General features: G+C 64.8%; 21 protein-coding genes and 1 pseudogene. 14 read left to right on the forward strand and 8 right to left on the reverse strand.

Going from position 1 to position 25878, the window contains the following annotated elements:
* The first annotated feature begins 96 nt into the window (after positions 1-96).
* The 6 genes from P0R31_RS18510 to P0R31_RS18535 all read left to right on the forward strand — a co-directional run bounded on the left by P0R31_RS18510 (position 97) and on the right by P0R31_RS18535 (position 6105).
* Positions 97-588, forward strand: coding sequence for a c-type cytochrome, methanol metabolism-related (locus tag P0R31_RS18510; RefSeq protein WP_275515568.1), 492 nt, complete (start codon positions 97-99; stop codon positions 586-588).
* A gap of 60 nt (positions 589-648) precedes the next feature.
* Positions 649-1758 carry an S-(hydroxymethyl)glutathione dehydrogenase/class III alcohol dehydrogenase gene (locus P0R31_RS18515; RefSeq protein WP_027574628.1) on the forward strand — a complete coding sequence of 370 codons (1110 nt, stop codon included), beginning with the start codon at positions 649-651 and terminating at the stop codon, positions 1756-1758.
* 31 nt (positions 1759-1789) lie between these two features.
* A complete protein-coding gene (gene gfa, locus P0R31_RS18520; protein ID WP_275511510.1) occupies positions 1790-2353 on the forward strand; it encodes an S-(hydroxymethyl)glutathione synthase in 564 nt (187 codons plus the stop codon).
* A gap of 655 nt (positions 2354-3008) precedes the next feature.
* Entirely contained in the window at positions 3009-3461 is a 453-nt protein-coding gene (locus tag P0R31_RS18525; RefSeq protein WP_275515362.1) for a (2Fe-2S)-binding protein, read from the forward strand.
* 1 nt (position 3462) lies between these two features.
* Positions 3463-5775 carry a xanthine dehydrogenase family protein molybdopterin-binding subunit gene (locus tag P0R31_RS18530; protein WP_275515364.1) on the forward strand — a complete coding sequence of 771 codons (2313 nt, stop codon included), beginning with the start codon at positions 3463-3465 and terminating at the stop codon, positions 5773-5775.
* 72 nt (positions 5776-5847) lie between these two features.
* Complete coding sequence (locus tag P0R31_RS18535) at positions 5848-6105, forward strand: hypothetical protein (RefSeq protein WP_275515366.1); 258 nt, start codon at positions 5848-5850, stop codon at positions 6103-6105.
* A gap of 95 nt (positions 6106-6200) precedes the next feature.
* Here P0R31_RS18535 and P0R31_RS18540 read toward each other — a convergent pair whose 3' ends face one another.
* The 4 genes from P0R31_RS18540 to P0R31_RS18555 form a co-directional block, all read right to left on the reverse strand.
* Positions 6201-7925, reverse strand: coding sequence for a methanol/ethanol family PQQ-dependent dehydrogenase (locus P0R31_RS18540; protein ID WP_275515569.1), 1725 nt, complete (start codon positions 7923-7925; stop codon positions 6201-6203).
* Positions 7926-8067: 142 nt separating this feature from the next.
* Positions 8068-8721 carry a ubiquinol-cytochrome c reductase iron-sulfur subunit gene (locus P0R31_RS18545; protein ID WP_275515368.1) on the reverse strand — a complete coding sequence of 218 codons (654 nt, stop codon included), beginning with the start codon at positions 8719-8721 and terminating at the stop codon, positions 8068-8070.
* A 231-nt stretch (positions 8722-8952) separates the two neighbouring features.
* Positions 8953-9417, reverse strand: a complete 465-nt coding sequence (locus P0R31_RS18550; RefSeq protein ID WP_275515370.1) for a group III truncated hemoglobin — start codon at positions 9415-9417, stop codon at positions 8953-8955.
* A gap of 137 nt (positions 9418-9554) precedes the next feature.
* Positions 9555-10406 (reverse strand): 3-hydroxybutyryl-CoA dehydrogenase, encoded by an 852-nt coding sequence (locus P0R31_RS18555; protein ID WP_275515372.1) that lies wholly within the window; start codon positions 10404-10406, stop codon positions 9555-9557.
* A 315-nt stretch (positions 10407-10721) separates the two neighbouring features.
* Between P0R31_RS18555 and P0R31_RS18560 the strand changes: the two genes are divergently transcribed.
* Positions 10722-11420, forward strand: coding sequence for an ABC transporter permease (locus P0R31_RS18560; protein ID WP_275515374.1), 699 nt, complete (start codon positions 10722-10724; stop codon positions 11418-11420).
* On the opposite strand, the gene P0R31_RS18565 is transcribed toward P0R31_RS18560, so the two are convergent.
* The gene (locus tag P0R31_RS18565; RefSeq protein WP_275515376.1) at positions 11394-12203 is read right to left on the reverse strand and encodes an extracellular solute-binding protein; all 810 of its coding nucleotides are present in this window, start codon (positions 12201-12203) and stop codon (positions 11394-11396) included. The genes P0R31_RS18560 and P0R31_RS18565 overlap by 27 nt on opposite strands.
* Before the next feature lie 87 nt (positions 12204-12290).
* Between P0R31_RS18565 and P0R31_RS18570 the strand changes: the two genes are divergently transcribed.
* From P0R31_RS18570 to P0R31_RS18585, 5 genes and pseudogenes are all read left to right on the forward strand, one after another.
* Positions 12291-12788, forward strand: a complete 498-nt coding sequence (locus P0R31_RS18570) for a hypothetical protein (protein ID WP_275515378.1) — start codon at positions 12291-12293, stop codon at positions 12786-12788.
* A 194-nt stretch (positions 12789-12982) separates the two neighbouring features.
* Positions 12983-13408 (forward strand): annotated as a pseudogene (locus P0R31_RS41095) (autotransporter outer membrane beta-barrel domain-containing protein); the annotation flags it as partial.
* Positions 13409-13678: 270 nt separating this feature from the next.
* A complete protein-coding gene (locus tag P0R31_RS18575; RefSeq protein ID WP_430516844.1) occupies positions 13679-15583 on the forward strand; it encodes an autotransporter outer membrane beta-barrel domain-containing protein in 1905 nt (634 codons plus the stop codon).
* 194 nt (positions 15584-15777) lie between these two features.
* The gene (locus tag P0R31_RS18580) at positions 15778-16881 is read left to right on the forward strand and encodes a hypothetical protein (protein ID WP_275515380.1); all 1104 of its coding nucleotides are present in this window, start codon (positions 15778-15780) and stop codon (positions 16879-16881) included.
* Between the two features lie 340 nt (positions 16882-17221).
* Positions 17222-19231 carry a putative bifunctional diguanylate cyclase/phosphodiesterase gene (locus P0R31_RS18585; RefSeq protein ID WP_275515382.1) on the forward strand — a complete coding sequence of 670 codons (2010 nt, stop codon included), beginning with the start codon at positions 17222-17224 and terminating at the stop codon, positions 19229-19231.
* 7 nt (positions 19232-19238) lie between these two features.
* Here P0R31_RS18585 and hutU read toward each other — a convergent pair whose 3' ends face one another.
* Genes hutU through hutI form a run of 3 tightly spaced genes read right to left on the reverse strand, consistent with a single transcriptional unit; the run spans position 19239 to position 23690 of the window.
* On the reverse strand, positions 19239-20909 hold the full coding sequence (hutU, locus tag P0R31_RS18590; protein WP_275515384.1) for a urocanate hydratase: 1671 nt from the start codon (positions 20907-20909) through the stop codon (positions 19239-19241).
* Positions 20910-20919: 10 nt separating this feature from the next.
* Positions 20920-22491: a histidine ammonia-lyase gene (hutH, locus tag P0R31_RS18595; RefSeq protein ID WP_430516839.1), complete on the reverse strand. Its 1572-nt coding sequence runs from the start codon at positions 22489-22491 to the stop codon at positions 20920-20922.
* Positions 22476-23690, reverse strand: coding sequence for an imidazolonepropionase (gene hutI, locus P0R31_RS18600; protein ID WP_275515387.1), 1215 nt, complete (start codon positions 23688-23690; stop codon positions 22476-22478). Before hutI ends, hutH begins: the two co-directional genes overlap by 16 nt.
* An 87-nt stretch (positions 23691-23777) precedes the next feature.
* On the opposite strand from hutI, the gene P0R31_RS18605 reads away from it, so the two are divergent.
* The gene (locus P0R31_RS18605) at positions 23778-25136 is read left to right on the forward strand and encodes a formimidoylglutamate deiminase (RefSeq protein WP_275515388.1); all 1359 of its coding nucleotides are present in this window, start codon (positions 23778-23780) and stop codon (positions 25134-25136) included.
* Complete coding sequence (hutC, locus tag P0R31_RS18610) at positions 25133-25858, forward strand: histidine utilization repressor (protein ID WP_275515389.1); 726 nt, start codon at positions 25133-25135, stop codon at positions 25856-25858. Before P0R31_RS18605 ends, hutC begins: the two co-directional genes overlap by 4 nt.
* Positions 25859-25878 lie beyond the last annotated feature (20 nt).

The raw sequence follows: 25878 nt of genomic DNA on the forward strand, positions 1-25878 counted from the left end.
GGCGCGTGGATCGCTCCACGCGCCGGCTCGTCTCCACCGAATGCCGGCCGAGGAACAAATCTCTTGCGTAAAATCTGCTCTGTCATTGCTGTGATGATGATCTTCGTTGCGTCCGGAGGAATTGCGGCCGCGGACGGTCCGGGCGACCCGACCGCTGTGAAGAAGGAAGACGACGGAAAGTGGCTCGATAAGGACGGTACCCCGACCTACAAGATTTCAGCCGACGGCACCGTGGACTGGTTCACCTATTCCGGATACCGCCGTTACCATTCCGACTGCCACGTCTGCCACGGCCCGGACGGCATGGGCTCGACCTACGCGCCGGCGCTGAAGGATTCCGTCAAGAGCATGAGCTATGGCGACTTCATCGGCGTGATCGCCTCCGGCCGCAAGAACATCTCGACCGCACAGGAGAACGTCATGCCGGCCTTTGGCGACAATCCGAACGTCGCCTGCTACATGGACGATCTCTACGTCTATCTGCGCGCCCGTTCCGACGAAGCCTGGGGCCGGCAGCGTCCCGCCAAGAAGGAAGACAAGACCAAGGACTACACCGCGGCGGAAGACGCCTGCATGGGCAAGAAATGAACGCTACCAGGACTGCCGAGACGATGTCATGGCGTCCTACGAGGATTTGAGGAGTTACCGATGAAGACACGTGCCGCCGTCGCTTTCGAAGCCAAGAAGCCGCTCGAGATCGTCGAGGTCGACCTGGAGGGACCCAAGGCCGGTGAAGTCCTGGTCGAGATCAAGGCCACGGGCATCTGCCACACCGACGCCTATACGCTCGACGGCTTCGACAGCGAAGGAATCTTCCCCTCAATCCTGGGCCATGAAGGCGCCGGCATCATCCGCGAAATCGGTCCCGGCGTGACCTCGGTGAAGCCGGGCGACCACGTCATCCCGCTCTACACGCCGGAATGCCGGCAGTGCAAAAGCTGCCTCAGCCAGAAGACCAATCTCTGCACCGCGATCCGCGCCACGCAGGGCAAGGGCGTGATGCCTGACGGCACCAGCCGCTTCTCCTACAAGGGCAAGCCGATCTACCACTACATGGGCTGCTCGACCTTCTCGAACTTCACCGTGCTGCCCGAGATCGCGGTCGCCAAGATCCGCGAGGACGCGCCTTTCGACAAGAGTTGCTACATCGGCTGCGGCGTCACCACCGGCGTCGGCGCCGTCGTCAACACCGCCAAGGTGACGCCGGGCTCCAACGTGGTCGTGTTCGGCCTCGGCGGCATCGGCCTCAACGTCATCCAGGGCGCCAAGATGGCCGGCGCCGACAAGATCATCGGCGTCGACATCAACGACTCCAAGGAAGAATGGGGTCGCAGGTTCGGCATGACCGACTTCGTCAACCCGAAGAAGATCACCGGCGACATCGTTCAGCACCTCGTCGGCCTCACCGACGGAGGTGCCGACTACACCTTCGACTGCACCGGCAACACCACCGTGATGCGCCAGGCACTGGAGGCCTGCCATCGCGGCTGGGGCACCTCGATCATCATCGGCGTCGCCGAGGCCGGCAAGGAGATCGCCACCCGCCCGTTCCAGCTCGTCACCGGCCGCAACTGGCGCGGCACGGCCTTCGGCGGCGCGCGCGGGCGCACCGACGTGCCGAAGATCGTCGACTGGTACATGAACGGAAAGATCCAGATCGATCCGATGATCACCCACGTGCTCAAGCTCGAGGAGATCAACAAGGGCTTTGACCTCATGCACGAGGGCAAATCCATCCGTTCAGTCGTCGTGTTCTAGCTCGAAAACGTCACACCAAGGAGGATCGACTATGACTGTTGCACTCCATCCCTCGATCGACAACGGCATCAAGCAAGGCAGCGGCAGCTTCGCCGGCGGCACGCTGGCCTGCAAATGCAGCGACCACACGGTGAAGGTCGGCATCAAGGGCGACGTCGCCCACAACCACGCCTGCGGCTGCACCAAGTGCTGGAAGCCGCAGGGCGCAACCTTCTCCGTCGTCGCCGTCGTGCCGCGCCAGAACGTCACCGTGCTCGAGAACGGCGACAAGCTCCAGATCGTCGACCCCTCCGCGGTGATCCAGCGTTACGCCTGCAAGGCCTGCGGCACGCACATGTACGGCCGGATCGAGAACAAGAACCATCCGTTCTACGGCCTCGATTTCATCCATCCCGAGCTTTTCCAGGAGCAGGGCTCGCAGGCGCCGCAATTCGCGGCCTTCGTTTCCTCCGTGATCGAATCGGGTGTGAAGCCCGAGCAGATGGCCGGCATCCGTTCGCGGCTGAAGGAGATCGGCCTCGAGCCCTACGACTGCCTGTCGCCGGCGCTGATGGACGCGATCGCGACCCATGTCGCGAAGGCCAAGGCCGCTTAGGAAGACTGCCTGGGACGCCCGCCTGAACTGGCCGGCCGCCGGATCTTGGCTACACCATCTGCAGCTCGCTGGCGTCCGTCGCCGCCAGCGAGCCTCACGGGTCCCCGCTGCCGGGACCATTGCGGCGCGATGCCGCCGCTTCTGCACCACGCGTGGGTGAGGACCATCAGCTCCTCAGTCCTGGTCTCTGAATGACTGCGCAGGACCGTCCGCTTCCTGCTTGAAGTTCGCGGTGCTCTGCGTTCTCCCTCCCTCGACTGAGGCCTACTGCTTCGTCCGTTCGGTGCAGCCGGCGGACGAAGCTTTTTTCGTTGCGCCCATTTGATGCGCAACGTGGCGGATGACGCGCCCTGCTTTTGACAAACCGTCGATGCAATCTTTTCCCGGTGAGAACACTCGGCTGTGAACGCCGGGTCGGAGCGATCTCTGCTAGGGTCGCGCCGCCACGATGCCGCACGACGTACAACCAAATAAGAAGAAAACGGGAGGTATCGAGCACATCCAGACATCGCTACCTGCGTTCCTGCCTCCCTCCGGGATTTGCCCGCGCGGGACCATGGCGGGATGTGGCGAGACGACGCACGAGCCGTCGCCGACGCGGCGTCGGCGGACTTTGAATTGAATTTGGCATGCTTATGAAGAGCGAGGCACGATCATGATCAAGGTGAAGATCAACGGCCAGGAACAGAGCTGGGACGGTGACCCGGATCTCCCGCTACTCTGGTTCCTGCGCGACGAGGCCGGGCTCACCGGCACCAAATACGGCTGCGGCCAGGCGTTGTGTGGCTCCTGCACGGTCATCGTCGACAAGCAAGCGGTGCGCGCCTGCATCACCTCCGTCAACGACGTCGCCGGACGCGAGGTCACCACGATCGAGGGGCTGCATCCGAACGGCGATCACCCGGTGCAGAAGGCGTGGCGCCAGGTCAACGTGCCCCAATGCGGCTTCTGCCAGGCCGGCCAGATCATGCAGGCCGCGGCACTTCTGATGGACAATCCAAAGCCGTCGCACGACCAGATCCGCGAGGCGATGTCCGGCAACATCTGCCGTTGCGGCTGCTACCAGCGCATCGAGAACGCCGTCCATCTCGCATCGACGGGAGTGTGACATGAACTTCATCGACAATCCCCGCAAGGTTCGCGGCTTCGAAAAACACATCAAGGTCGAGAAGGTGACGCGCCGCAGCATCCTGAAGGGGCTCGGCGTCACCGGCGGCTTCGTGCTCGCCGCTCCCGTGATGTCGCGCCAGGCGCTCGCCTACGAGACCGGCGCCGGCAAGATGCCGCACGGCGTCGTGGTCGATCCGCGCGTGTTCGTTTCGGTAGGCGCAGATGGCATCGTCACCATCGTCGGGCACCGTTCGGAAATGGGCACCGGTGTGCGCACCAGCCTGCCGCTGATCGTGGCCGAGGAGATGGAGGCCGACTGGTCCAGGGTCAAGGTGCGGCAAGCCCACGGCGACGAGGTCAAGTTCGGCAACCAGGACACCGACGGCTCGCGCAGCACGCGGCACTATCTGATCCCGATGCGCCAGATCGGCGCCTCCGCCCGCACCATGCTGGAGCAGGCCGCGGCCAAGCGCTGGGGCGTGCCGGCGACCGAGGTCAAGGCGGTCAACCACGAGGTCGTGCACAGCGCCAGCGGGCGCAAGCTCGGCTTCGGCGAGCTCGCTGCCGACGCCGCCAAGGAATCGGTGCCCAGCATCGAGGGCCTCAAGCTGAAGGACCCCAAGAACTTCCGCTATCTCGGCAAGGGCGAGATCGGCATCGTCGATCTCCACGACATCACCACCGGCAAGGCGCAGTACGGCGCCGACGTGCGGCTGCCCGGCATGAAATATGCTGTGATCGCCCGTCCGCCGGTGACCGGCGGCAAGCTGGTCAAGTTCGAGCCGGAGGAGGCGCTGAAGATCCCCGGTGTCGAGAAGGTGATGCAGGTGCGCGGCTGGCCGTGGCCCTCAAAATTCCAGCCGCTCGGCGGCGTCGCGGTGATCGCGCGCAACACAGGCGCGGCGATCAAGGGCCGCGACGCGCTGAAGCTGACCTGGGACGACGGTCCCAACGGCAAATACGACTCCGTCGCCTACCGCAAGGAGCTCGAGGAGGCTTCGCGCAAGCCCGGCCTCGTGCTGCGCAAGGAGGGCGATGCGGACGCCGCCCTGAAGAGCGCCGACAAGGTGATCGTCGGCGAATACTACCTTCCGCATCTTGCCCATGTCGCCATGGAGCCGCCGGTGGCGGTCGCAGACGTCAAGGGCGACAAGGCCGAGATCTGGGCGCCGGTTCAGAGTCCCGGTGGCACCCGCGAGGACGTCGCCAAGACGCTCGGCATTCCCGAGGCCAACGTCACGGTCAACGTGACGCTGCTCGGCGGCGGGTTCGGACGCAAGTCGAAATGCGACTTTGCGCTCGAAGCCGCGCTGCTCTCGAAGGAGCTCGGTGCTCCGGTGAAGGTGCAGTGGACGCGGGAGGACGACATCCACAACGGCTTCCTGCACACCGTCTCGGTCGAGCGGATCGAGGCCGGCCTCGACAAGAGCGGCAAGGTGATCGCCTGGCGCCACCGCAGCGTGGCTCCCAGCATCGCATCGACCTTTGCCGCCGGCACGGTGCATCAGGCGCCGTTCGAGATCGGCATGGGCCTAGTCGATATGCCGTTCGAGATCGCGAACATCTCGTGCGAGAACCCGGAAGCCGCGGCATTCACCCGCATCGGCTGGTTCCGCGCGGTCTCGAACATTCCGCGCGCCTTCGCCGTCCAGTCGATGGTCGGCGAGATCGCGCAGGCAACGGGCCGCGACCAGAAGGACATGCTGCTCGAGCTGATCGGCTCGCCTCGCATCGTCAAGCCCAACGTGAAGGACCTCTGGAATTACGGCGAGCCCCAGGACAGCTACCCGATCGACACCGCGCGCCTGCGCAAGGTGGTCGAGCTGGTCGCCGAGAAGGGGGAATGGGGACGAAAGGTGCCGAAGGGCCACGGTCTCGGCATCGCCGTGCACCGCAGCTTCGTCAGCTACATCGCGACCATCGTCGAGGTCGCCGTCGACGACAAGGGCAAGCTGACGGTGCCGCGGGTCGACACGGCGATCGATTGCGGCACCTATGTCAACCCCGAGCGCATCGCTTCGCAGATCGAGGGCGCGGCGATCATGGGGCTCAGTCTCGCCAAATACGGCGAGATCACCTTCAAGGACGGCAAGGTGCAGCAGAAGAATTTTGACGACTTCCAGGTCGTCAGGATGGACGACTCGCCTGTGGTGACCAACGTCTACATCGTGCCGCCCGGACCCGACACGCCGCCGAGCGGCGTCGGCGAGCCCGGCGTTCCTCCGTTCGCGCCAGCCCTGATCAACGCGATCTTCGCAGCGACGGGAAAACGCATCCGCGCGCTTCCGATCGGCAAGCAATTGGAGGCGTGAGACGGAACCGAAGTGCGAGGCGGAACACAAGCCGCCTCGCGCCGTTTCCATCGATCTGACAGGAGCAGATCGATGACCAACATCTCAAGGGCGCTCGCAGTCTCGTTGTCGGGCGCCTTTCTTTTGACCGCCGCGGGCGCATTCGCCCAGAGCAACACGGCGCCGCCGGCCACCGCGCCGCGACCCACCGGCCCCGATCAGACTTCGCTGCCCAATGCCAACGCCCCACCCGCCTCAACCACCCAGACCACCGGGCAGCACAATCCGGATCCCAAGATTCGCGAGATGAACCAGAAGGAGAAGGACAAGGTCGAGCGCGAGGGGAAGTAACTGTCTGGCGCTGCCCAAACAAATGCGGCGGACGTTGCCGTCCGCCGCATTCGCCACCCCCCTGCTGCTCCGCTTCTGTCGATCCGCCCGCGGAGCTATTTCTTCAGCGCGAAGACCCAGACGACGCCGCCCTGCGGCACGTTGGCCTCGATGCCGATATTGTTGGTCACGAGCGCATCCTGGATGCGCTGCGCGTCGACACCCCAGCCCGACTGGATTGCGATGTACTGCGTGCCGTCGATCTCATATGACACCGGCATGCCGACGATGCCGGAGTTGGTCTTCTGCTCCCACAACAGTTCGCCTGTCTTGGCGTGGAAGGCGCGGAAATAGCGGTCGTTGGTCCCGCCAACGAAGACGAGATCGCCCGCGGTCGCCGTGACCGATCCGAACAGGTGCGACTTGGGGAAGTTGTGCTGCCAGACCTTCTTGCCGGTTGCGGGATCCCAGGCCTGGAGCTCGCCAAAATGATCCGCACCCGGCTTTGTCTTCAGGCCGATATCTTCCGGCTTGGTGCCGAGCCAGAGCTCGCCCGGCTTGAGCGGCACCTTCTCGCCGGTAAAGCCGCCGCAGAAATTCTCGTTGGCAGGCACGTAGACGAGGCCGGTCCTCTGGCTGTAGGCCGCCGACGGCCAATCCTTGCCGCCCCACAGCGAGGGACAGAACTCGACGCGCTTGCCGATCACCGGCTTGTGCGCGGGATCCACGATCGGCTTGCCGGTCTCGTCGATGCCCTTCCAGACGTCGGTGAAGACGAACGGCCATCCGGCGACATAATTGATCTTGGTCGGAGTCCGCTCGAGCACCCAGAAGATCGCATTGCGGCCGGGATGGACCAGGCTCTTGATGGTGCGGCCGTTGCGCTGCAAATCGATCAGCATCGGCGCGTCGACCTCATCCCAATCCCAGGAATCGTTCTGGTGGTATTGGTGATAGGCCTTGATCTTGCCGGTATCGGGATCGAGCGCGAGCACTGATGCAGTGTAGAGATTGTCGCCGGGATGCGAGTCGCCAGGCCAGGGCGCGGCGTTGCCGACACCCCAATAGATCGTCCTGGTCTCCTTGTCGTAATTCCCGGTCATCCAGGCCGACCCACCGCCGTTCTTCCAGTCGTCGCCTTGCCAGGTGTCGTGACCGGGCTCGCCTTCACCGGGGATGGTGTAGGTCCGCCACAGCTCCTTGCCCTCCTTGGCATCATAAGCCACGATATAGCCACGCACGCCGAACTCGCCGCCGGAGCCGCCGACGATGACCTTACCGTCGACGATCAAGGGCATCAGGGTGAGGTACTGCCCCTTCCTGTAGTCCTGCACCTTCGTGTCCCACAGCACCTTGCCGGTCTTGGCATCGAGCGCGACCACGTGGTCGTCCGTGGTGGCGAGGTAGAGCTTGTCCTCCCACAGACCGACGCCGCGGTTGGTCGGATGCAGCTGGAACAGATCGTCAGGAAGCTGCCGCTTGTAGCGCCAGTATTCGTCGCCGGTCTTCGCATTGAGCGCGATCACCTGCCCCATCGGGGTCGTCACGAACATCACGCCATTGTTGACGATCGGAGGGGCCTGATGGCCTTCGACCACGCCAGTGGAAAAAGTCCAGACCGGTGTGAGGTTCTTCACGTTGGAGGTGTTGATCTGGTCGAGCGGGCTATAGCCGTGCCCGTCATAGGTGCGCCGGTAGAGCATCCAGTTGTTGGGCTCGGGGTTTTCCAGCCGCTGCGCGGTGACCGGAGAATAACTCTCGATCGGACCCGATAGGGCGGCGGTTGAGGCAAGACACGTGAAGGCGACCAAGCCGGACAGTAACCATTGCTTCCTGATCATGGAAGTTTTCATGGACGTTCCCCTTTTCATCCGCTTGAATTCTTGTTGTGAATTCTTGTTGTAAATTCTTGTCGTTCGTCCCGTCGCCCGCCCTTCGGCGGAAGCGGCTAGTCGTGAGGCGGGCCCAGCCCGCAACCGTCCATCATCCTGGCTGTGTGCCACCTACCTTTCCCATGAAATTGCCGGCGACGCTGAGCGAACCGTCAGCGAGCGCCAGCGGCAGCGCTGCAAGCCGCCGCGGCGCCGGGCCGAACACGACCTGCGCGCCCGCACGGGGATCGAATTCGGAGTTGTGGCACATGCACTTGAACACCTCCTTGTCGCCGACATCGCTCTTCACCCAGGCGGTGACGGGACAACCCGCATGCGAGCAGATCGCCGAATAGGCGATGATGCCGTCGACGGCCCGCGCGCGGGTCTTCTCGTCGAGGTCGGCGGGATCGAGCTTGATGATCAGGATTTCGTTGAGCCGCGAGGCGCTGCGCACCACCGATGTGGTGGGGTCCTTCGGCCAGGCATGGATCGGCGGTCCACCGACCTTGAGATCGGCCGCAGTGACGAGCTTTCCCTCTTGGTCACCTTCGGAGAAGACGAGCAGATCGCCTTTCTGCGGCCGCTCATCCGAGCCGGGCGGATCCTCACCTGCGCGGGCCCTGGTTGAACAGCCGAGACACGCCGTCGTCGCCATCGCACCGAGCAGCAGGGATCGCCGTGTCTGTTCGGTGCCCGCATCGATGTCGGGTTCCGTAGCATTTTCGGAGGATGATGGATGGGTACCGAACGATGCGCGAGCCATGCCCGCTAGCAGGCGCTGGAACTCTGCCGAAAACAAGGCGAAGACTTGGCGCCGCAGTGCATCAATATGGCTTTGCTCGCTTTGATTGTGCAGGAGTAAACGCGTTCAAGCGCGTTTTCGCGATTTCTACATCGCGTTGCGCGAATGGCATGATGATTTCGCAGATCAGATCCGATGACGGAGGAATTGGTGCGACGCCACGATGCGATGCGAAATCCCACGTCGTGTCCTTCACGACCTGAGCACGTGACGCGGCGAAGCGATGCGACCCGCAAGTGTTGCCGACGCCATCTCAAAGCTGTCGGCGATACGACGCGCCTTGTCGATGAACAGCGCAGCCGCCGCCGGCGGGCAGACCTCGCGCGCGGTCTGCTCGAACAGATCGAGCCAGCGATCGAAATGGCCGCCGGCCAGGCTGAGCGGCAGGTGTGCCCGCATCGGCGAGCCATGATAGCGGCCGCTCATCAGCACGACCGACGACCAGAAATCCCTGAGCTTGGCAAGATGCTCGTCCCAATTCCGCACGACGCCGAAGACGGGCCCCAACAGCGCGTCCTCGCGCACGCGTCCGTAGAAGCGGGTGACGAGTTCTCCAATCATCTCCTCGGTGATCCCGGTTCGCTCGATCGCGTCCTGGGTCAACAGGCTCCGGCGCGCGGCCGCAGCTTCCCGCTCGGCCTTCAGTCGATCCGACATGTCCTTTGCTATCCGTTCCGTTGTCCCCGCAGGCCGCCCGTTCGACATTCTCGGGCCTATCGCACGGGGCGTCTTTGTCGCAGCGCAAATTGCGGGATCTGGCGGCGGACGCTGGGCGCCCGCCGCTCATGCCTTCATCAGGCGGTATAAGTGTAGAAGCCCTGCCCGGTCTTGCGGCCGAGATGACCGGCATCGACCATCTCTTTCAGCAGCGGCGCTGGCCGATATTTAGGATCGTTGAAGCCCTTGTAAAAGACCTCCATCACCGAAAGCATGGTGTCGAGCCCGACGAGATCGGCGAGTGCGAGCGGCCCGATCGGATGGTTGCAGCCGAGCTTCATGCCGGCGTCGATCTCTTCCGCCGTCGCGATGCCCTCCTGGAGCGCGAAGATCGCCTCGTTGATCATCGGACAGAGGATGCGGTTGACGGCGAAGCCCGGGCTGTTCTTGGCTGTGATCGCCACTTTGCCGACGCGCTTGGCGAAATCCAGCGCCTTGGCATGGGTGTCGTCCGAGGTCTGCAGGCCGCGGATGAGCTCGAGCAGCGCCATTACCGGCACCGGGTTGAAGAAGTGCATGCCGATGAAGCGGTCGGGACGGTCGGTCGCGGCGGCGAGCTTGGTGATCGAAATCGAGGAGGTGTTGGTCGCGACCAGCGTGCGCGGCGACAGGGTGGCGCAGAGATCTTTAAGGATCTTGACCTTGAGCTCCTCGTTCTCGGTCGCGGCCTCGATGACGAGGTCGCAATCCGACAGCTTCGCCCGGTCCGTGGTGCCGGTGATGCGCTTGAGCGTCGCCTCGCGGTCGGCCGCCGACATCTTCTCTTTCTTGACCAGCCGCTCGAGGCTTCCGCCGACGGTCGCGAGGCCGCGGTTCACCGCCGCATCGGAAATATCGACCATTACGACCGAGAGGCCGGCGGCCGCGCAGACCTGCGCGATGCCATTCCCCATGGTCCCTGCCCCGATAATGCCAACGGTCTGGATCATTGCGTCACATCCTTCATCCTTGCGGGCGCGCCAGTCGCAGCCCGGCTCCATTGTTCCTGCATTAGGGTCTAGCACCGCCATTGGGCCGACGCGACCCGATCCTGTTCCTTAGCGCATCCGAGGCCGGAAGAAAGCCGCCCGCGGAGCCGCCAGGTGCCTCGATTGTGGGTCCCTGGCCGCGTCACCGATCATCCTGAGCCCTTCTCCAACGGCTCCGGCGAGGCTACCCACCCCCTGGCCCCTTGATTATGGCAGCGGCAGCAGCGAGAAGGGCGGCGCGGGGCTACCGCGGAACAGGGGCTTGCCCGAGACCGGATGAACGATTTCGCACGATCCATCGGTGCCGCCTTTGCGCTGATCGGCGAAGCCGACACCGAGCTATTGGGCATCGTCGCCCTGTCGTTGCGGGTCAGCCTGACCGCCAGCATCCTGGCGCTCCTGATCGGCGCCCCCTTTGGAGCCCTGCTTGCGATCACCCGCTTCCGGGGACGCCAAATCATCATCATTCTGACCAATGCCCTGCTCGGGCTTCCGCCGGTCGTGGTCGGGCTCGCGCTCTACCTCTTGCTGTCGCGGTCCGGCCCGTTCGGGGCGGCGGGCTTGTTGTTCACACCAAGCGCCATGGTGATCGCGCAGACGCTGCTGGCGACGCCGATCGTGGTGGCACTGGTGCACCGGCCGGCAAGCCTGTTGTGGGCGGAGTATGGCGACCTGGCGCGGATCGACGGGCTGTCGGCCCTGCGCAGCATGGCCCTGCTGTTCGCGCTCGGCCGGACCTCGTTGCTGACGGCCTTTCTCGCCGCGTTCGGGCGCGCCATTGCGGAAGTCGGTGCCATCATCATCGTCGGCGGCAACATCCGCGGCTTCACCCGCACGATGACGACGGCGATCGCGCTGGAAACCAGCAAAGGCGAGCTGCCGCTGGCGCTCGGACTCGGGCTGATCCTGCTCGCCCTCAGCGTCGCAGTCTCGACCGTCGCCTTCGTCCTAGTTGGGCGCGTTGGGGAAAAATAGCTGCTCGCCGCCGACCTTGTACCCGGCGATCGCTTGCTGCCCTTGCGGCGAAACCAGCCAGTCGACGAAGGCCTGTCCCTCTTTCGCCTTCACGTTCGGATGCTTTGCAGGATTGACCAGCATGACGCCGTACTGGTTGAAGAGGCGCTTGTCACCCTCGGTCAGGATGGCGAGTTCGCCACGGTTCTTGAACGACAGCCAGGTGCCGCGGTCCGACAGGAGGTAGGCATTCGACGACGAGGCCATGTTCAGCGCCGGACCCATGCCCTGGCCGATCTCCCGGTACCAAATGTCCTTTCCGGCACTGAGGTCGACGCCAGCCTCCTTCCATAGTCTCAGCTCGGCCGCATGCGTGCCGGACTTGTCGCCGCGCGAGATGAACGGCGCCTTCGCCGTCGCGATCTTGCGCAGCGCCTCGGCCGCGTCCTTGCTGCCTGAGATCTGCGCCGGATCGCTCTTGGGGCCGATGATGACGAAGTCATTGTACATGACGTCGAAGCGCTTCACGCCCTGCCCTTCGGACATGAACTTGTCTTCGGCAGTCCGGTCATGGACGAACACCACGTCGGCGTCGCCGCGTCGCCCGATATCCAGCGCCTGGCCGGTGCCGACGGCGACGACCTTCACGCCGATGCCCGCCGCCTTCTCGAACAGCGGCAGCAGATGGCCGAACAAGCCTGATTGTTCCGTCGAGGTGGTCGAGGCTACCGTGATGGCGCGATCCTGCGCAATTGCGACGGTGGACCAGAGCAGAGCCGCTCCGAGGGTGACAATCTTCTTCATGTGACGTCCTCGACCAGACAATGAAGGTTCTGAATAGCGGCTCGCGGCGACGACGGGAACCCCAACCTTGGATTGCGACGAGGGTTGATGCGCACGATGCACCTCGTCTGGCAGAAAAAGCGCGCCTGCCCGGGCCAGACGCGCCCGCAAACAAAAAGTGAAAAAACAACCCCATGCACAGTAGCGATGGGGTTGAGAGCCTTGAGGATTTTCTGCATTTCCGAAGAATCGCTTGCAACGTCGGGCAAAACAGGGGTATTATGGCATCATCGGCTGCTGTGCGGGTTTCGCAACACGGGCGGATGCGAGTGCTCTTTCGCCTTTTCCTGCACGCGCGGTCCGCATCCTCCCCTGGAGGGCAAGGCGAGTCTCGGCTCGCGTCTTGTTCGGGGCACTCTGTGGAGCGCGCGCAAAATCGCGGTCGCAATTTTGCAACATGCCGTCACGCGCATCCAGCAGATCTGGCGTGGTTACTGCTCCACTAACTTTGACGACCTGACGTTGCACCGGAAACACACTGCGCATCTTTCCCAATGCGCGGCAATGATCTGCATTGACCCGGTCAACGGCAACCGCATACCGTAACAATCACGATCCGCTGTCGATGATGTTTGGCAATCCGCCATGCGGCGCAGCACTGAGAAGAACAACAAGGGCTGTGCACCATGCGCGAATGCATCGGGGCGTCTTCACGACAATCGAACGGCGATCAGGGCAGACATCCAAGCCACCTTTTATCCTCCACAGGCAAGCGTGCCGCGTTCCGCCGCCTGCTGCTGATGAGCGTCTCGGCGGCCGCGCTATCGGCGCTGTTGCCGCGATCGGCGGCGGCCCAAACGTGGACCGGTGCCACGAGCAGCGACTGGACCGTAGGCTCGAACTGGTCCGGTGGCACGGCGCCGGCCGGCGGTGCGGTCACCATTAATTCGATTTTACCGAGTCCGACCATTCTGGGCATCGCCGGTGCGGCGACCAGTACGACAGGGAACATTGGTGTTGCCGTCGGCGGTGGAGGAGCATCCGGTAACCTGACGATCCAGAATGGCAGCACGCTTACCAGCACTGGGGCGACCCTTCAGATTGGCCAGAGCGTAGGAAATAACGGCATCGTCACGGTGACCGGAGCCGGATCGCGGTGGAATTTGTCCGGCTCCCAGTTGGTCGTCGGCGTCGCCGGCAACGGCACACTCAACGTTGAGAACGGAGCGACTGTCGTCGCGCAAAACGGAATCAGACTCGGGAACAACGCCGGGAGTTCCGGCACGCTCAACATCAGAAGTGGCGGCGTCCTGGAGACAACGAACATAACCTTGGGCTCGGGAACGCGGCAAATAAACTTTGACAACGCAACTGTCCGGGCATTGGCCAATAGCTCCAGCTTTTTGGGCGGGGCGGTCAACCAAACCAATATTGCCGCGGGCGGGCTGACAGTCGATACTAACGGGTTCAACGTCAGAACGCTGGGATTCTCAGGGGTGGGCGGATTGACCAAGCTCGGCGCCGGGACCTTCACGCTGGGCGCCGGCAGCTTCTATACCGGCGAAACGGTGATCCAGCAGGGCACGCTGGCGCTGGCGGGCCCCGCAGGTTCTGCCAATGATGCCCTCGCCAATTCGAGCCGGGTGGTCGCCAACGCAACGTTCGATATTTCAGCCATCAGCGGCACGGCCTCACACATCAAGAGCCTGGCAGGAAGCGGGACCGTCGCGATCGGCACAAAAGATCTGATCATCACCAACGCCAACGATACCTTCGCCGGCACCATCAACGGCACCGGCGGGCTGACGATCACGAGCGGCACGCAGACGCTGTCAGGGGCCAACACCTATGGCGGCGCGACCACGCTAACCGGCGGCACGCTGCGGGGCGGCGCTGCGGGCGCCTTCAGTGCCGTTTCCACCTATGCCGCCAACGCGGGCACAACGCTCGACCTGAACGGCTTCAATCAGACGGTGGCATCGCTGGATAATGCCGGCACCTTGCGGTTCGGCAGCGCGCCGGGGACCACACTGACGGTGACCGGCAACTATGTCGGCAGCGACGGGACGCTTCTGCTCAATACGGCGCTCGGCGGCGACGGCTCGATCACCGACCGCATCGTGGTGCAGGGAAGCACAAGCGGCGCCTCAACGCTGCGCATCGCCAATATCGGCGGCAGCGGTGGACAGACCGTCGAGGGCATCAAGGTGATCGACATCGCCGGCGCCTCGAACGGCACCTTCGCGCTGCAGGGCGATTACGTCATTGGCGGCCAGCAGGCCGTCGGCGGCGGCGCCTATGCCTATACGCTGCAGCAGAACGGGATCAGCACGCCGGCCGACGGCGACTGGTATCTGCGGTCCAGCCTGATCAATCCGCCGCCATCAGCACCCGCCGGACCGCTCTACCAGGCCGGCGTTCCCTTGTACGAGAACTACGCCCACGTGCTGCTCGGGATGAACCAGGCGCCGAGCCTGCAGCAGCGCATCGGCAACCGCTATTGGGGCGGCAGCGGGGCGATGGCGCGCGCCGGCGTCAATACCGCGCAGACTGCCGAGGGGTCATGGACGCAATCGGCCTTCTGGGGCCGGATCGAAGGCGGGCAGAGCGCATTGCGGCCGTCCAATACCACGGGATCGACCTATGATTCCGACGAGATGAAAGCGCAGGCCGGGCTCGACGGCGTCGCACTCGACAACGGGCGCGGCCGGCTGATCGTCGGCCTCACGGCGCAATACGGCCTGACCACGGCCTTCGTCACTTCTGCCTTCGGCAACGGCCGCATCCGCGCACAAGGAACCGGCGTGGGCGCGACCGCGACCTGGTACGGCCACGATGGTTTCTATGTCGACGGCCAGGCGCAGACCATGTTCTACCGCAGCGACCTGTCATCGGCGCTTGTGGGTAGCATGACGCATGGCAATGAAGGCTTCGGTTATGCGTTCAGCCTCGAGGGTGGCAAGCGGATCGCGATCGGCAATGGCTTCTGGCTGGCGCCGCAGGCGCAGCTTGCCTATTCAAAGGTCGGCTTCGATGCCTTCACCGACCGCTTCGGCGCGCTGGTCTCGCTCGGCAATGCCGACAGCCTGCTCGGCCGCCTCGGGCTGTCGCTCAATCATCAGCGCACCTGGAACGACGGCACGGGCATCGTCCGCTCCGACCTCTACGCCATCGGCAATCTGCACTACGAGTTCCTGGGCGGCACCAGGATCGATGTCGCCGGCACCGGATTCGCGAGCGGCCACGACCGCCTGTGGGGCAGCATCGGCGGCGGCGGCACATATAGCTGGGCGAACGGCCGTTATGCCGTGTTCGGCGAGATCACCTACCGCGCGAGCGTTGATGATCCCTCTGACAATCACGGCTACAGGGGCACCGGCGGTTTCCGCATCGTGTGGTAAGCTTGCGCACCTGATCTCGATCTGATTGCGTCGCCATCTGCGCGCAGTGGATGCGTGGATGTTCTGCAATTGGTCCTCCCTACATTGACACGGATGTGACGGCCGGGGCAGGTTTTCTCATTGCTGGCGAATCAGCGATTGCCTCACGCCGAGTACCACTTGGACAACTCCCAGTGCTTTCGAGACTGATATCGTTGCTGCGCCGCATCCCTGCGGTGAACTGGGCGTTTTCCCGACTCCGGCCTGTGCCGCACAGCGGCAACATTGAGGTCGCGCCGACCGTCACGGATGCTTCGCCCGCTATCATCGAAGACGTCGCGGTCCCGGCTCAAGCTCCAAGCGCCGAGATCAGCACCGCTCCGGTGCGCGACGACGCTACCCCCGCCACCCAGGCTCTGGTCGCGGAGAATCCGTCCGACGAAATCCGTATCAGCGGGGACCCTTCTCCGGAGGCGGTACCGGAAATCGAGGCGCCCGCGACGCCGCCAGCCTCCGAGGAGGTGCTGGCTGCATCAGCCGGCGCGGAGAGCGAGCCAGTTGCAGCCTCTGATCTCGCCATCGTTGACGACGATCCATCGCCTGCTGAGATTCCTGCAGAGATCGACTCCGCCGTCTTAGAAGAGGTTGTGGTTTCGTCAGCGGACGTCGCGACCGCCTTGACTGATGTCCCTGATGTCATCATTGAGGCAGCCTCCTCGCCCGACGTTTCCGCCGCCGTCGATCCGGTCGCCGTCGAAGAAGTCGAGCTTCTCCGTGCCGAGGCCGATAGCGTCACGACCGATGCTTCTGAAGCCGGCGCCGACAGCGAACCGGCGCCCGTTGTCGAAAGCCCGCAAGTCCCTACAAACGATGTTCCGCTCGCTGCGGCGACTAACGACTCATTGAGCGGCGTCACCGACATCGAGCCGGCTCCGGCCCTCGCGTCTCCTTCGCCAGAGCTCCGTCGCGTACCGAAAGTTCGCGCGAGAGCCGCAGAGCCCGCCGACCGCGCCGCGCTGATCCGGCAGCGCTGGGCGGAGAGCGGAATTAGGATGTGGAATCCGCGGCTGCACGGCACCGGCGAAGCCGCGCTGAACATCCAGGGAAGCATCGGGCTGCTGCCCCCGGCACCCGGCGAGACGATGCCGCGCTACGACAAGCTGGAATTCAGGATGCTCGGCGGACAGATCGTCTGTGAGGGCGTGATCGTCGAGGCACCGGTCCAGGCGAGCCATCGGAGCTTCACGCAGCTTGCCGAGCCGCGGACCATCGAGCGCGTCCGCGAACCGGTGCGCGAGCGCCAGGCCGTTCTCGCCTGATCCTTTCTTCCGCGGCCTCCATAGCAATGTGCTAGGCTCGACATGCTTCGACCGCAGGCGTGACGATCGGACGCTAGGCCTCTCGCCCGCTTTTCGCTCGCGCTGCACCCATGGTCAGCGGGTGGTAGCTGCAGCGATTTCGGGCGTCTTGTGCCTGAGACATGCGCGCGTTGCCGCCGGATATCCTTAACGGGACCTCACCAATGCACGCGACCGGAAAATGTAGAGGCAGCGCGCAACCAGTGCTGGCCTAGCCCGGGTCAGGATCGATCTAACGGGCCCTTTACCCCTGCCGTGCAAGATTGCCCACGTTTTCAGGGGATCTGGGGCTCGTATTTCAATGCCTATTGCCGATTTCAAATCTCATCTTGCTGCCGCGATGCGATTGTTTCGCGTTCCTGCCGACAATCCGGACCTGACGCGGGCGCAATTCGACGCCTTCTCCAAGCAGATCCCGCTGCTCTACTTCATCCTCATCAGCAACACGATTGCGGTCGCCTACACCTATGTGAACGTGGCGCCGGACTGGCTGACGATGATCGTGCCGGCCGTGCTGACGGTGCTCGCGGGCTTACGGACCTTCTGGTGGCTGCGCCAGCGCCGGCTGGTGCGCAGCGATGCCGACATCCTGCGCAATCTGCGCGCCACCAACTGGCTGACCCTGCCGATCGGTGCCGGCTTCACCGCCTGGTCCTTCGCGCTCTATCCCTACGGCGATCCCTTCGCCAAGAGCCAGGTCGCGTTCTACATGGCGGTCACCGTGATCGGCTGCATCTTCTCGCTGATGCATCTGCGCTCGGCGGCGCTGATCGTGACGCTGATCGTCGACGTGCCCTATGTGCTGTTCTTCTTCGCCACGGGCGAGCCGACGCTGAAGGCGATCGCGGTCAACAACCTCCTTGTTTCCGGCGCGATGGTGACGGTGCTGTTCATCTACTACCGCGACTTCGCCGATCTCGTCGCCAGCCGCAAGTCGCTGCTCGCGCAACAGGCGGCGACGCAGGCGCTCTCTGACGAGAACTTCCGCCTTGCCAATCTCGATTCACTCACCGAGCTGCCGAACCGCCGCCGCTTCTTCGCCGAGCTGTCGAGCGCCTTCACCGATGCCGAACGCAGGAACTATCGGATCGCGGTCGGCATCATCGATCTCGACGGCTTCAAGCCGATCAACGACAATTACGGCCATTCGGTCGGAGACCGCGTCCTGATCGAGGCCGGCCGGCGCATCCGCGAGGTCTGCGAGGGCTTTGGTCCGCAGCGGGTCGAATTCGCCCGACTCGGCGGCGACGAGTTCGGCCTGGTCGTTTGCGGCGACCCCGACGATGCGGACCTGCTACGGCTGGGCCAGCGCATCGGTGACCAGGTCAAGCTTCCCTACCAGCTCGACACTGCCCATACCGGGCTGTCCTGCTCGATCGGCTTTGCGTCGTTTCCCCAATCGGCAACGACCGCGGAAGCACTCTATGAATGTGCCGACTATTCGCTCTATCATGCCAAGCGCCACCTGCGCGGCCGCACCGTGATCTTCTCGAGCGAGCTCGAGGCCGAGATCCGCAGTCGCGGAGTCATCGAGAATCTGCTGCGCACCGCCGATTTCAGCACCGAGATGGACCTGGTGTTCCAGCCGATCGTCGATGCCATGAGCGAGCACACCACCGGCTTCGAGGTCCTGGCGCGCTGGCGCAGCGCCCGCCTCGGCCTGGTCTCCCCGGCCGATTTCATTCCGGCCGCCGAGCGCATCGGACTGATCCGGCCGCTGACGCAAGCGCTGCTGGTGCGCGCGCTCGCCATCGCCAGGACATGGCCCGATCACATCCGCCTGTCATTCAACCTCTCAGCCCACGATGTCTGTGCGGCGGAGGGCATCCTGCCGCTGATCTCGATCATCGAGAAGAGCGGGCTGCCGCCGCGCCGGATCGATTTCGAGATCACCGAGACCGCCGTCACCTTCGACTTCGTCCGCGCACAGCAATCGATCGCAACGCTGAAGGCAATGGGCTGCGGCATCTCGCTGGACGATTTCGGCACCGGCTATTCGTCGTTGAGCCACGTGCACCGGTTGCCGCTCGACAAGATCAAGGTCGACCGCAGCTTCGTTTCCGACATCAACGAGAATCCCGTCAGCCACAAGATCATCAAATCGCTCACCGGTCTCTGCGACGACATGGAGATCGCCTGCGTCGTCGAGGGCGTCGAGACGCGTGCTCAGCTCGACACCTTGCGCCGCCTGGGATGCGACTTCATCCAGGGTTACTATTTCGCCAAGCCGATGCCGGCCGATGCGATTGGCGACCATCTTGCGAAGGAGAGCCGGCGCCTCGACGGCACCGGGACCAAGGTCGTGGCCTGAACCTCGTCTACTCCCCCAGGCTCGGCAGATCGAGCTCCTTGTCGCGCGCGCACTCGATTGCGATGTCGTAGCCTGCATCGGCGTGCCGCATGACGCCGGTGGCGGGATCGTTCCACAGCACGCGCTCGATCCGCTTCGCAGCCTCGGGCGTGCCGTCGGCGACGATCACCATGCCCGCGTGCTGCGAGTAGCCGATGCCGACGCCGCCGCCATGATGCAGCGACACCCAGGTCGCTCCGCTGGCGCAATTGAGCAGCGCATTGAGCAACGGCCAGTCGGACACGGCGTCCGATCCGTCCTTCATCGCCTCGGTCTCGCGGTTGGGGCTCGCCACCGAGCCGCTGTCGAGATGATCGCGGCCGATCACGATCGGCGCTTTCAATTCGCCGCGCGCCACCATCTCGTTGAAGGCAAGGCCGAGGCGATGGCGATCGCCGAGGCCGACCCAGCAGATGCGTGCCGGCAGGCCCTGGAATTTGATGCGCGCCTTTGCCATGTCGAGCCAATTGTGCAGATGCTTGTCGTCAGGCATCAGCTCCTTGACCTTGGCATCGGTCTTGAAGATGTCCTCGGGATCGCCCGACAGCGCGGCCCAGCGGAATGGCCCGACGCCGCGGCAGAACAGCGGGCGGATATAGGCGGGCACGAAGCCGGGAAAATCGAACGCGTTCTTCAGGCCCATATCCTGCGCCATCTGGCGAATGTTGTTGCCGTAGTCGAGCGTCGGGATGCCCTGGGCGTGGAAATCCAGCATGGCCTGGACATGCTCGACCATCGACGTCTTCGAGGCGCGCTCCACGGCCTTCGGATCGGACGCGCGCTTGGCTTCCCATTCGGCAAGCGTCCAGTCCTTCGGCAAGTAGCCATTGATGGGATCGTGCGCGCTGGTCTGGTCGGTGACGATGTCGGGCTTGACGCCGCGGCGCACCAGTTCAGGGAAGATCTCCGCGGCGTTGCCGAGCAGGCCGACCGAGACCGCCTTGTTCGTCTTCGCGGCGTCCGCCATGATCGCGAGCGCTTCATCAAGCGTTGCGGCTTGCCGGTCGAGATAACCGGTCCGCAGGCGCATCTCGATGCGGCTCGGCTGGCATTCGACCGCAAGCATCGAAGCGCCGGCCATGGTCGCCGCCAGCGGCTGCGCGCCGCCCATGCCTCCCAAGCCGGCCGTGAGAATCCATTTACCCGCGAGGCTGCCGCCGTAATGACGCCGACCGACCTCGACGAAGGTTTCATAGGTGCCCTGCACGATGCCCTGGCTGCCGATATAGATCCAGGAGCCCGCCGTCATCTGGCCGTACATCATCAGGCCCTGGCGATCGAGCTCGTTGAAATGATCGAGCGTCGCCCAATGCGGCACGATGTTGGAATTCGCGATCAGCACGCGCGGTGCATCGGCATGGGTGCGGAACACGCCGACCGGCTTGCCGGACTGCACCAGCAGCGTCTGGTCGGCTTCGAGCTTGCGCAAGGCCGCAACGATCCGGTCAAAACTCTCCCAGTCGCGCGCGGCGCGGCCGATGCCGCCATAGACGACGAGCTCGCTCGGGCGTTCCGCAACGTCAGGATCGAGATTGTTCATCAGCATGCGCAGCGGCGCTTCCGTGAGCCAGCTCTTGGCGCTGATGTCGCTGCCGCGGGGAGCGCGGATGGTGCGGTCATTGTCCAGTCGGCGGTTCATGTGGGCCTCTTCAGACGAGTCTCGGAAACGGATCGGTAGGAAGCTGGGCGAGCGCGGCAGTTGGAAGCGCATCGGCCTCGATCAATGCAGCGGCCTTGGCGAGGTCGCCGGCCATGTAGCGGTCGGCACCCAGTGCGGGCACCTGCTCACGCAACGCGGCAATGACGGCGACCAGCGGCGCACTGGTTGCATGCGGCGCGCGCAGCGTGATGCCCTGAGCGGCGACCAGAAGCTCGATGCCGAGGATGGCGGCGAGATTGTCGGCCATATCGGACAGGCGCCGCGCAGCATGCGCGGCCATCGAGACATGGTCTTCCTGATTGGCGCTGGTCGGCGTCGAATCGATCGAGCAGGCGAGCGCACGCTGCTTGTTCTCGGCATAGAGTGCGGCCGCCGTCACCTCGGCGATCATGAAGCCGGAATTGATGCCGGGATCGGGGGTGAGGAACGGCGGCAGTCCGAAATTGAGCGCGGGGTCGACCAGCGTCGCGATGCGCCGCTCGCTGATGGCGCCGATTTCCGACAGCGCCAGCGCGATGGCATCTGCGGCAAACGCCACCGGCTCGGCGTGGAAATTGCCGCCGGAGACGATCTCCCCGGTCTCGACCAGCACCAGCGGATTGTCGGTGACGGCATTGGCCTCCACGATCAGCGTGTGCGCCGCCTGCGTGATCAGATCGAGCGCGGCGCCTGCAACTTGCGGCTGGCAGCGCAGGCAATAAGGATCCTGCACGCGTTCATCGCCCTCGAGATGCGACAGGCGGATGTCGCTGCCATCGAGCAGCGCGGTCAGCGTCGCCGCCGCGGCGATCTGGCCGGCATGGCCGCGCAGCGCCTGGATCTCGGGCCGGAACGGCGCCGTCGAGGCCATCGCCGCATCCACCGACAGCGCACCGGTCACGAGTGCGGCGCGGGCGAGGCGAAACGCGCGCAGTACGCCCGAGAGAGCGTAGGCGGTCGAGAATTGTGTGCCGTTGATCAGCGCGAGGCCTTCCTTCGGCCCAAGGGTCAGCGGCGTGAGGCCGGCGGCCGCGAGTGCCTCGCTGCCGGATACAGTCTTACCATCGACGATCGCCTGGCCTTCGCCGATCATCACGGCCGTCATATGCGCGAGCGGTGCCAGATCGCCGGAGGCGCCGACCGAGCCCTGCTGCGGCACCAGCGGATAGACGCCACGGGCCAGCATGTCCTGCAACTGCTCGATCACGGCGCGGCGCACGCCGGAAGCGCCGCGGCCGAGCGAGACGATCTTCAGCGCCATCATCAGGCGCACGATGGGCTCCGGTGTCGGCTGGCCGACGCCGCAGCAATGCGAGACGATGAGGTTGCGCTGGAGCAGCGCGGTCTGGTCCGGCGGGATGCGCTTCGATGCGAGCTTCCCGAAGCCGGTGTTGATGCCGTAGACGGGGACGTCGGCCTGCGCGGCCCGCGTGACGATCTGCGCAGCCGCCTCGACCCGCGGCCAGAACGAGGGATCGAGCACGACGGGGGCACCTTCGAGCACGCGCGCGAGATCGTCGAGGCTCACTGTTCCCGGCTTGACGACGATCGCCGTCTCCTGCTTCGTCACTGTCCCCTCCATACCCGCTTGTGCAGCGGATTGAAGCCGATGCGGTAGACCAGCTCGGCGGGCCGCTCGATCTCCCAGATCGCGAGGTCGCACCATTTGCCGGTTTCCAATGTGCCGGTCTCGTTCAGCAAGCCGAGCGCCCGCGCGCCTTCACGGGTGACGCCGGCGAGGCACTCGGCCACATTCATCCGGAACAATGTCGCGCCCATGTTCATCGCGAGCAGCAGCGAGGTCAGTGGCGAGCTGCCGGGATTGCAGTCGGTCGCCAGCGCCATGGCAACGCTGTGCTTGCGGAACATCTCGACCGGCGGCTTCTGCGTCTCGCGAATGAAATAGAACGCGCCGGGCAGCAGCACCGCCACCGTGCCGGCCCTCGCCATTGCCGCGGCACCGGCCTCGTCGGTGTGCTCGAGATGATCGGCCGAGAGCGCCGAGAATTTCGCGGCAAGCAAAGCGCCGCCAAGATTCGAGAGCTGGTCGGCATGGAGCTTGACCGGCAGCCCAAGTCCCCTCGCCGTTTCGAACACAAGCGCGGTCTGCTCGGCGGAGAATGCGATGCCCTCCATGAAGGCATCGACGGCATCGGCGAGGCCCGCGCGTGCGACCGCCGGCAGCATCTCGTTGCAGACGAGATCGATGTAACCATCCTTGTCGCCACCGGCTTCCACCGGCAGCGCATGCGCGCCCAAGAACGATGTGCGGATCGTAACCGGCCGCTCACGGCCGAGGCTGCGCGCAGCCGCGAGCTGTCGCATCTCGGTTTCTGTGTCGAGGCCGTAGCCGGACTTGATCTCGACCGTGGTGGCGCCCTCGCCGATCAGCGCGTCGAGCCGCGGCAGCGCACCTGCGACGAGCTGGGCTTCGCTGGCCTTGCGCGTTGCCGCCACGGTCGAAACGATGCCGCCGCCGGCGCGCGCGATCTCCTCGTAGCTCGCCCCCTTCAGGCGCAGCTCGAATTCATGGGCGCGGTTGCCGCCATAGACCAGATGGGTATGGCAGTCGACGAGACCGGGCGTGATCCAGCGCCCCTCGCAATCGATCCGCTCGATCGCGTCTGCGTCGAGCGGAAAATCCGCTTTCGCGCCGGCATAGGCGATACGGCCGCCGCGTGCGGCGATGACACCATGCTCGATCTCGCCAAGATCGAGGCGATCGACCCGCATCGTCGCGAGGCGGGCATTGTGCCAGATCCGGTCGAAGCGCTCTGCCATGCGGGTATCCATTCGCCCTGGGGATGCTTGACTTATATGTCTAGACATATAATCGTAAGGCGGTTCTGTCCAGCCGGCGTGTAAATCATGACCCGACTGCATTTCGCTTCCGCGCTCCTGCCTTCGGGCTGGGCCAATGACGTGCAGGTGGTGATCGCCGCCGGCGCGATCGCGGCGGTGACACCGGGCGTGGCGCCGGCCTCCGGCGACGAGCGCCATGCCGTTGCGCTTCCGGGACTTGCGAGCCTGCATAGCCACGCCTTCCAACGCGGCATGGCAGGCCTTGCCGAATTGCGCGGCGATTCCACCGACACCTTCTGGACCTGGCGCGAGACGATGTATCGCTTTGCGCTGGCGATGACGCCCGACGACGTCGCGGCCGTGGCGACGCTGCTCTATGTCGAGATGCTCGAGCAGGGTTTTACCCGCGTCGGCGAATTCCACTATCTGCACCACGACCGCGACGGCTCGCCCTACGCTGACCCCGCCGAGATGGCCGCGCGCATTGCACAGGCCGCCGAAGCCTCGGGCATTGCGCTGACGTTGTTGCCGACTTTCTATGCGCATGGCTCGTTTGGAGGCGCAGCGCCGCATGCCGGGCAGCGCCGCTTCATCTGCTCGGTCGATCAGTTCGCCGCATTGATCGCGGCCTCGCGCCAGGCGATCAGCGCCTTGCCTGGCGCCAATATCGGCATCGCGCCACACAGTTTGCGCGCGGTCACTCCGGACGAGCTCGCCGCGATCATTCCACTCGCCGAGGGCGGGCCGGTGCACATTCATGCCGCCGAACAGGTGAAGGAGGTCGAGGATTGCCTCGCCTGGTCGGGCCGGCGCCCGGTGCAATGGCTGCTGGAGCATGCGCCCGTAAATCAACGCTGGTGCCTCATTCACGCGACCCACATGACGAGTGAGGAAGTGACGGCGTTCGCCAAGACCGGTGCGGTGGCGGGCCTCTGTCCCATTACGGAAGCGAGCCTCGGCGATGGCACTTTTTCGGCGCGGGAGTTCGTCGACGCCGGCGGCTTTTTCGGCATCGGTACCGATTCCAACGTGTTGATCGGCGCCGCTGACGAATTGCGCCAGCTCGAATACGGCCAGCGGCTCAAGCATCGCCAGCGCAACGTCCTCTCCGGCGGTGCAGGTCGCTCGACGGGACGCTCGCTGTTCGACGGGGCGCTCGCCGGCGGCGCGCGGGCGCTGGCGCAGCCGGCGGTCGGCCTCACACGCGGCGCGCGTGCCGATATCGTCACGCTCGACACGGCGCATCCGTCGCTGGCGGGACGCGCGCAGGACGCTATCATCGACGGCTGGATCTTCGCCGGCGGCGGCGTCGCCATCGATTGCGTCTGGGCCGGCGGCAACAAGGTGGTAGAAGGCGGGCGGCACAAGCGGCGCCAGCCCGCGCGTGAGCGCTTCAATACATCGATGCGGAGGCTCGTTGCATGAGCCTCGTCGCCGATGCCGACAAGCCGACGCTCTACAAGCGCATCCGCGCCGACATCGAGAAGCGCATCCTGACCGGCGAGTGGCCGCCCGGCCATCGCATTCCCTTCGAGCACGAGCTGGTCGCGCGCTACGGCTGCTCGCGCATGACCGTGAACAAGGCACTGTCTGAGCTGGCGCAGGCCGATCTGATCGAGAGGCGGCGGCGCGCCGGCTCGTTCGTGCGCCGGCCGCAGCACCAGTCGGCGGTGCTCAAGATCGCCGACATCCGCGCCGAGATCACAGCGCTCGGGCGCAGTTACGGCTACGAGCTGATCGGCCGCAAGCTGCGCGCGGCGACGGCCGCCGACCGCGACCGGCTCGGCGTGAAGAAGGCCAGCAAGGTGGTCGCGATCACCTGCCGGCACAGCGCCGATAAGGTCCCGTTCGCGGTCGAGGACAGGCTGATCGACCTCTCGTCCGTGCCCAATGCTGCGACCGCGGATTTTTCGCGCGAGCCGCCCGGCTCATGGCTGCTTCACCATGTCCCATGGACCGAGGCCGAGCACACGATCAGCGCCATCGTTGCGGACGACCGCACGGCGGAAGCGCTCGACATCGCCGTCGGCGCACCCTGCCTCGTGATCGAACGCTACACCTGGCGCAGCGCACGCACCATCACCGCGGTGCGCCTGCTCTATCCCGGTGACTCTCACCGCCTTGTCGCCCGATTCAAGGGAGGCTGAGAGGATATGTCGGCACAAAT

Origin of the sequence: Bradyrhizobium yuanmingense (assembly GCF_029167105.1) — a bacterium.
Lineage (GTDB): Bacteria > Pseudomonadota > Alphaproteobacteria > Rhizobiales > Xanthobacteraceae > Bradyrhizobium > Bradyrhizobium yuanmingense_A.

Bases quoted from the DNA above. Each gene is read 5' to 3' on its own strand.
- P0R31_RS18510 (WP_275515568.1), top strand. From the start codon at position 97: ATGATCTTCGTTGCGTCCGGAGGAATTGCGGCCGCGGACGGTCCGGGC.
- P0R31_RS18515 (WP_027574628.1), top strand. From the start codon at position 649: ATGAAGACACGTGCCGCCGTCGCTTTCGAAGCCAAGAAGCCGCTCGAG.
- gfa (WP_275511510.1), top strand. From the start codon at position 1,790: ATGACTGTTGCACTCCATCCCTCGATCGACAACGGCATCAAGCAAGGC.
- P0R31_RS18525 (WP_275515362.1), top strand. From the start codon at position 3,009: ATGATCAAGGTGAAGATCAACGGCCAGGAACAGAGCTGGGACGGTGAC.
- P0R31_RS18530 (WP_275515364.1), top strand. From the start codon at position 3,463: ATGAACTTCATCGACAATCCCCGCAAGGTTCGCGGCTTCGAAAAACAC.
- P0R31_RS18535 (WP_275515366.1), top strand. From the start codon at position 5,848: ATGACCAACATCTCAAGGGCGCTCGCAGTCTCGTTGTCGGGCGCCTTT.
- P0R31_RS18540 (WP_275515569.1), bottom strand. From the start codon at position 7,925: ATGATCAGGAAGCAATGGTTACTGTCCGGCTTGGTCGCCTTCACGTGT.
- P0R31_RS18545 (WP_275515368.1), bottom strand. From the start codon at position 8,721: ATGGCTCGCGCATCGTTCGGTACCCATCCATCATCCTCCGAAAATGCT.
- P0R31_RS18550 (WP_275515370.1), bottom strand. From the start codon at position 9,417: ATGTCGGATCGACTGAAGGCCGAGCGGGAAGCTGCGGCCGCGCGCCGG.
- P0R31_RS18555 (WP_275515372.1), bottom strand. From the start codon at position 10,406: ATGATCCAGACCGTTGGCATTATCGGGGCAGGGACCATGGGGAATGGC.
- P0R31_RS18560 (WP_275515374.1), top strand. From the start codon at position 10,722: ATGAACGATTTCGCACGATCCATCGGTGCCGCCTTTGCGCTGATCGGC.
- P0R31_RS18565 (WP_275515376.1), bottom strand. From the start codon at position 12,203: ATGAAGAAGATTGTCACCCTCGGAGCGGCTCTGCTCTGGTCCACCGTC.
- P0R31_RS18570 (WP_275515378.1), top strand. From the start codon at position 12,291: ATGCGCACGATGCACCTCGTCTGGCAGAAAAAGCGCGCCTGCCCGGGC.
- P0R31_RS18585 (WP_275515382.1), top strand. From the start codon at position 17,222: ATGCCTATTGCCGATTTCAAATCTCATCTTGCTGCCGCGATGCGATTG.
- hutU (WP_275515384.1), bottom strand. From the start codon at position 20,909: ATGAACCGCCGACTGGACAATGACCGCACCATCCGCGCTCCCCGCGGC.
- hutH (WP_430516839.1), bottom strand. From the start codon at position 22,491: ATGGAGGGGACAGTGACGAAGCAGGAGACGGCGATCGTCGTCAAGCCG.
- hutI (WP_275515387.1), bottom strand. From the start codon at position 23,690: ATGGCAGAGCGCTTCGACCGGATCTGGCACAATGCCCGCCTCGCGACG.
- P0R31_RS18605 (WP_275515388.1), top strand. From the start codon at position 23,778: ATGACCCGACTGCATTTCGCTTCCGCGCTCCTGCCTTCGGGCTGGGCC.
- hutC (WP_275515389.1), top strand. From the start codon at position 25,133: ATGAGCCTCGTCGCCGATGCCGACAAGCCGACGCTCTACAAGCGCATC.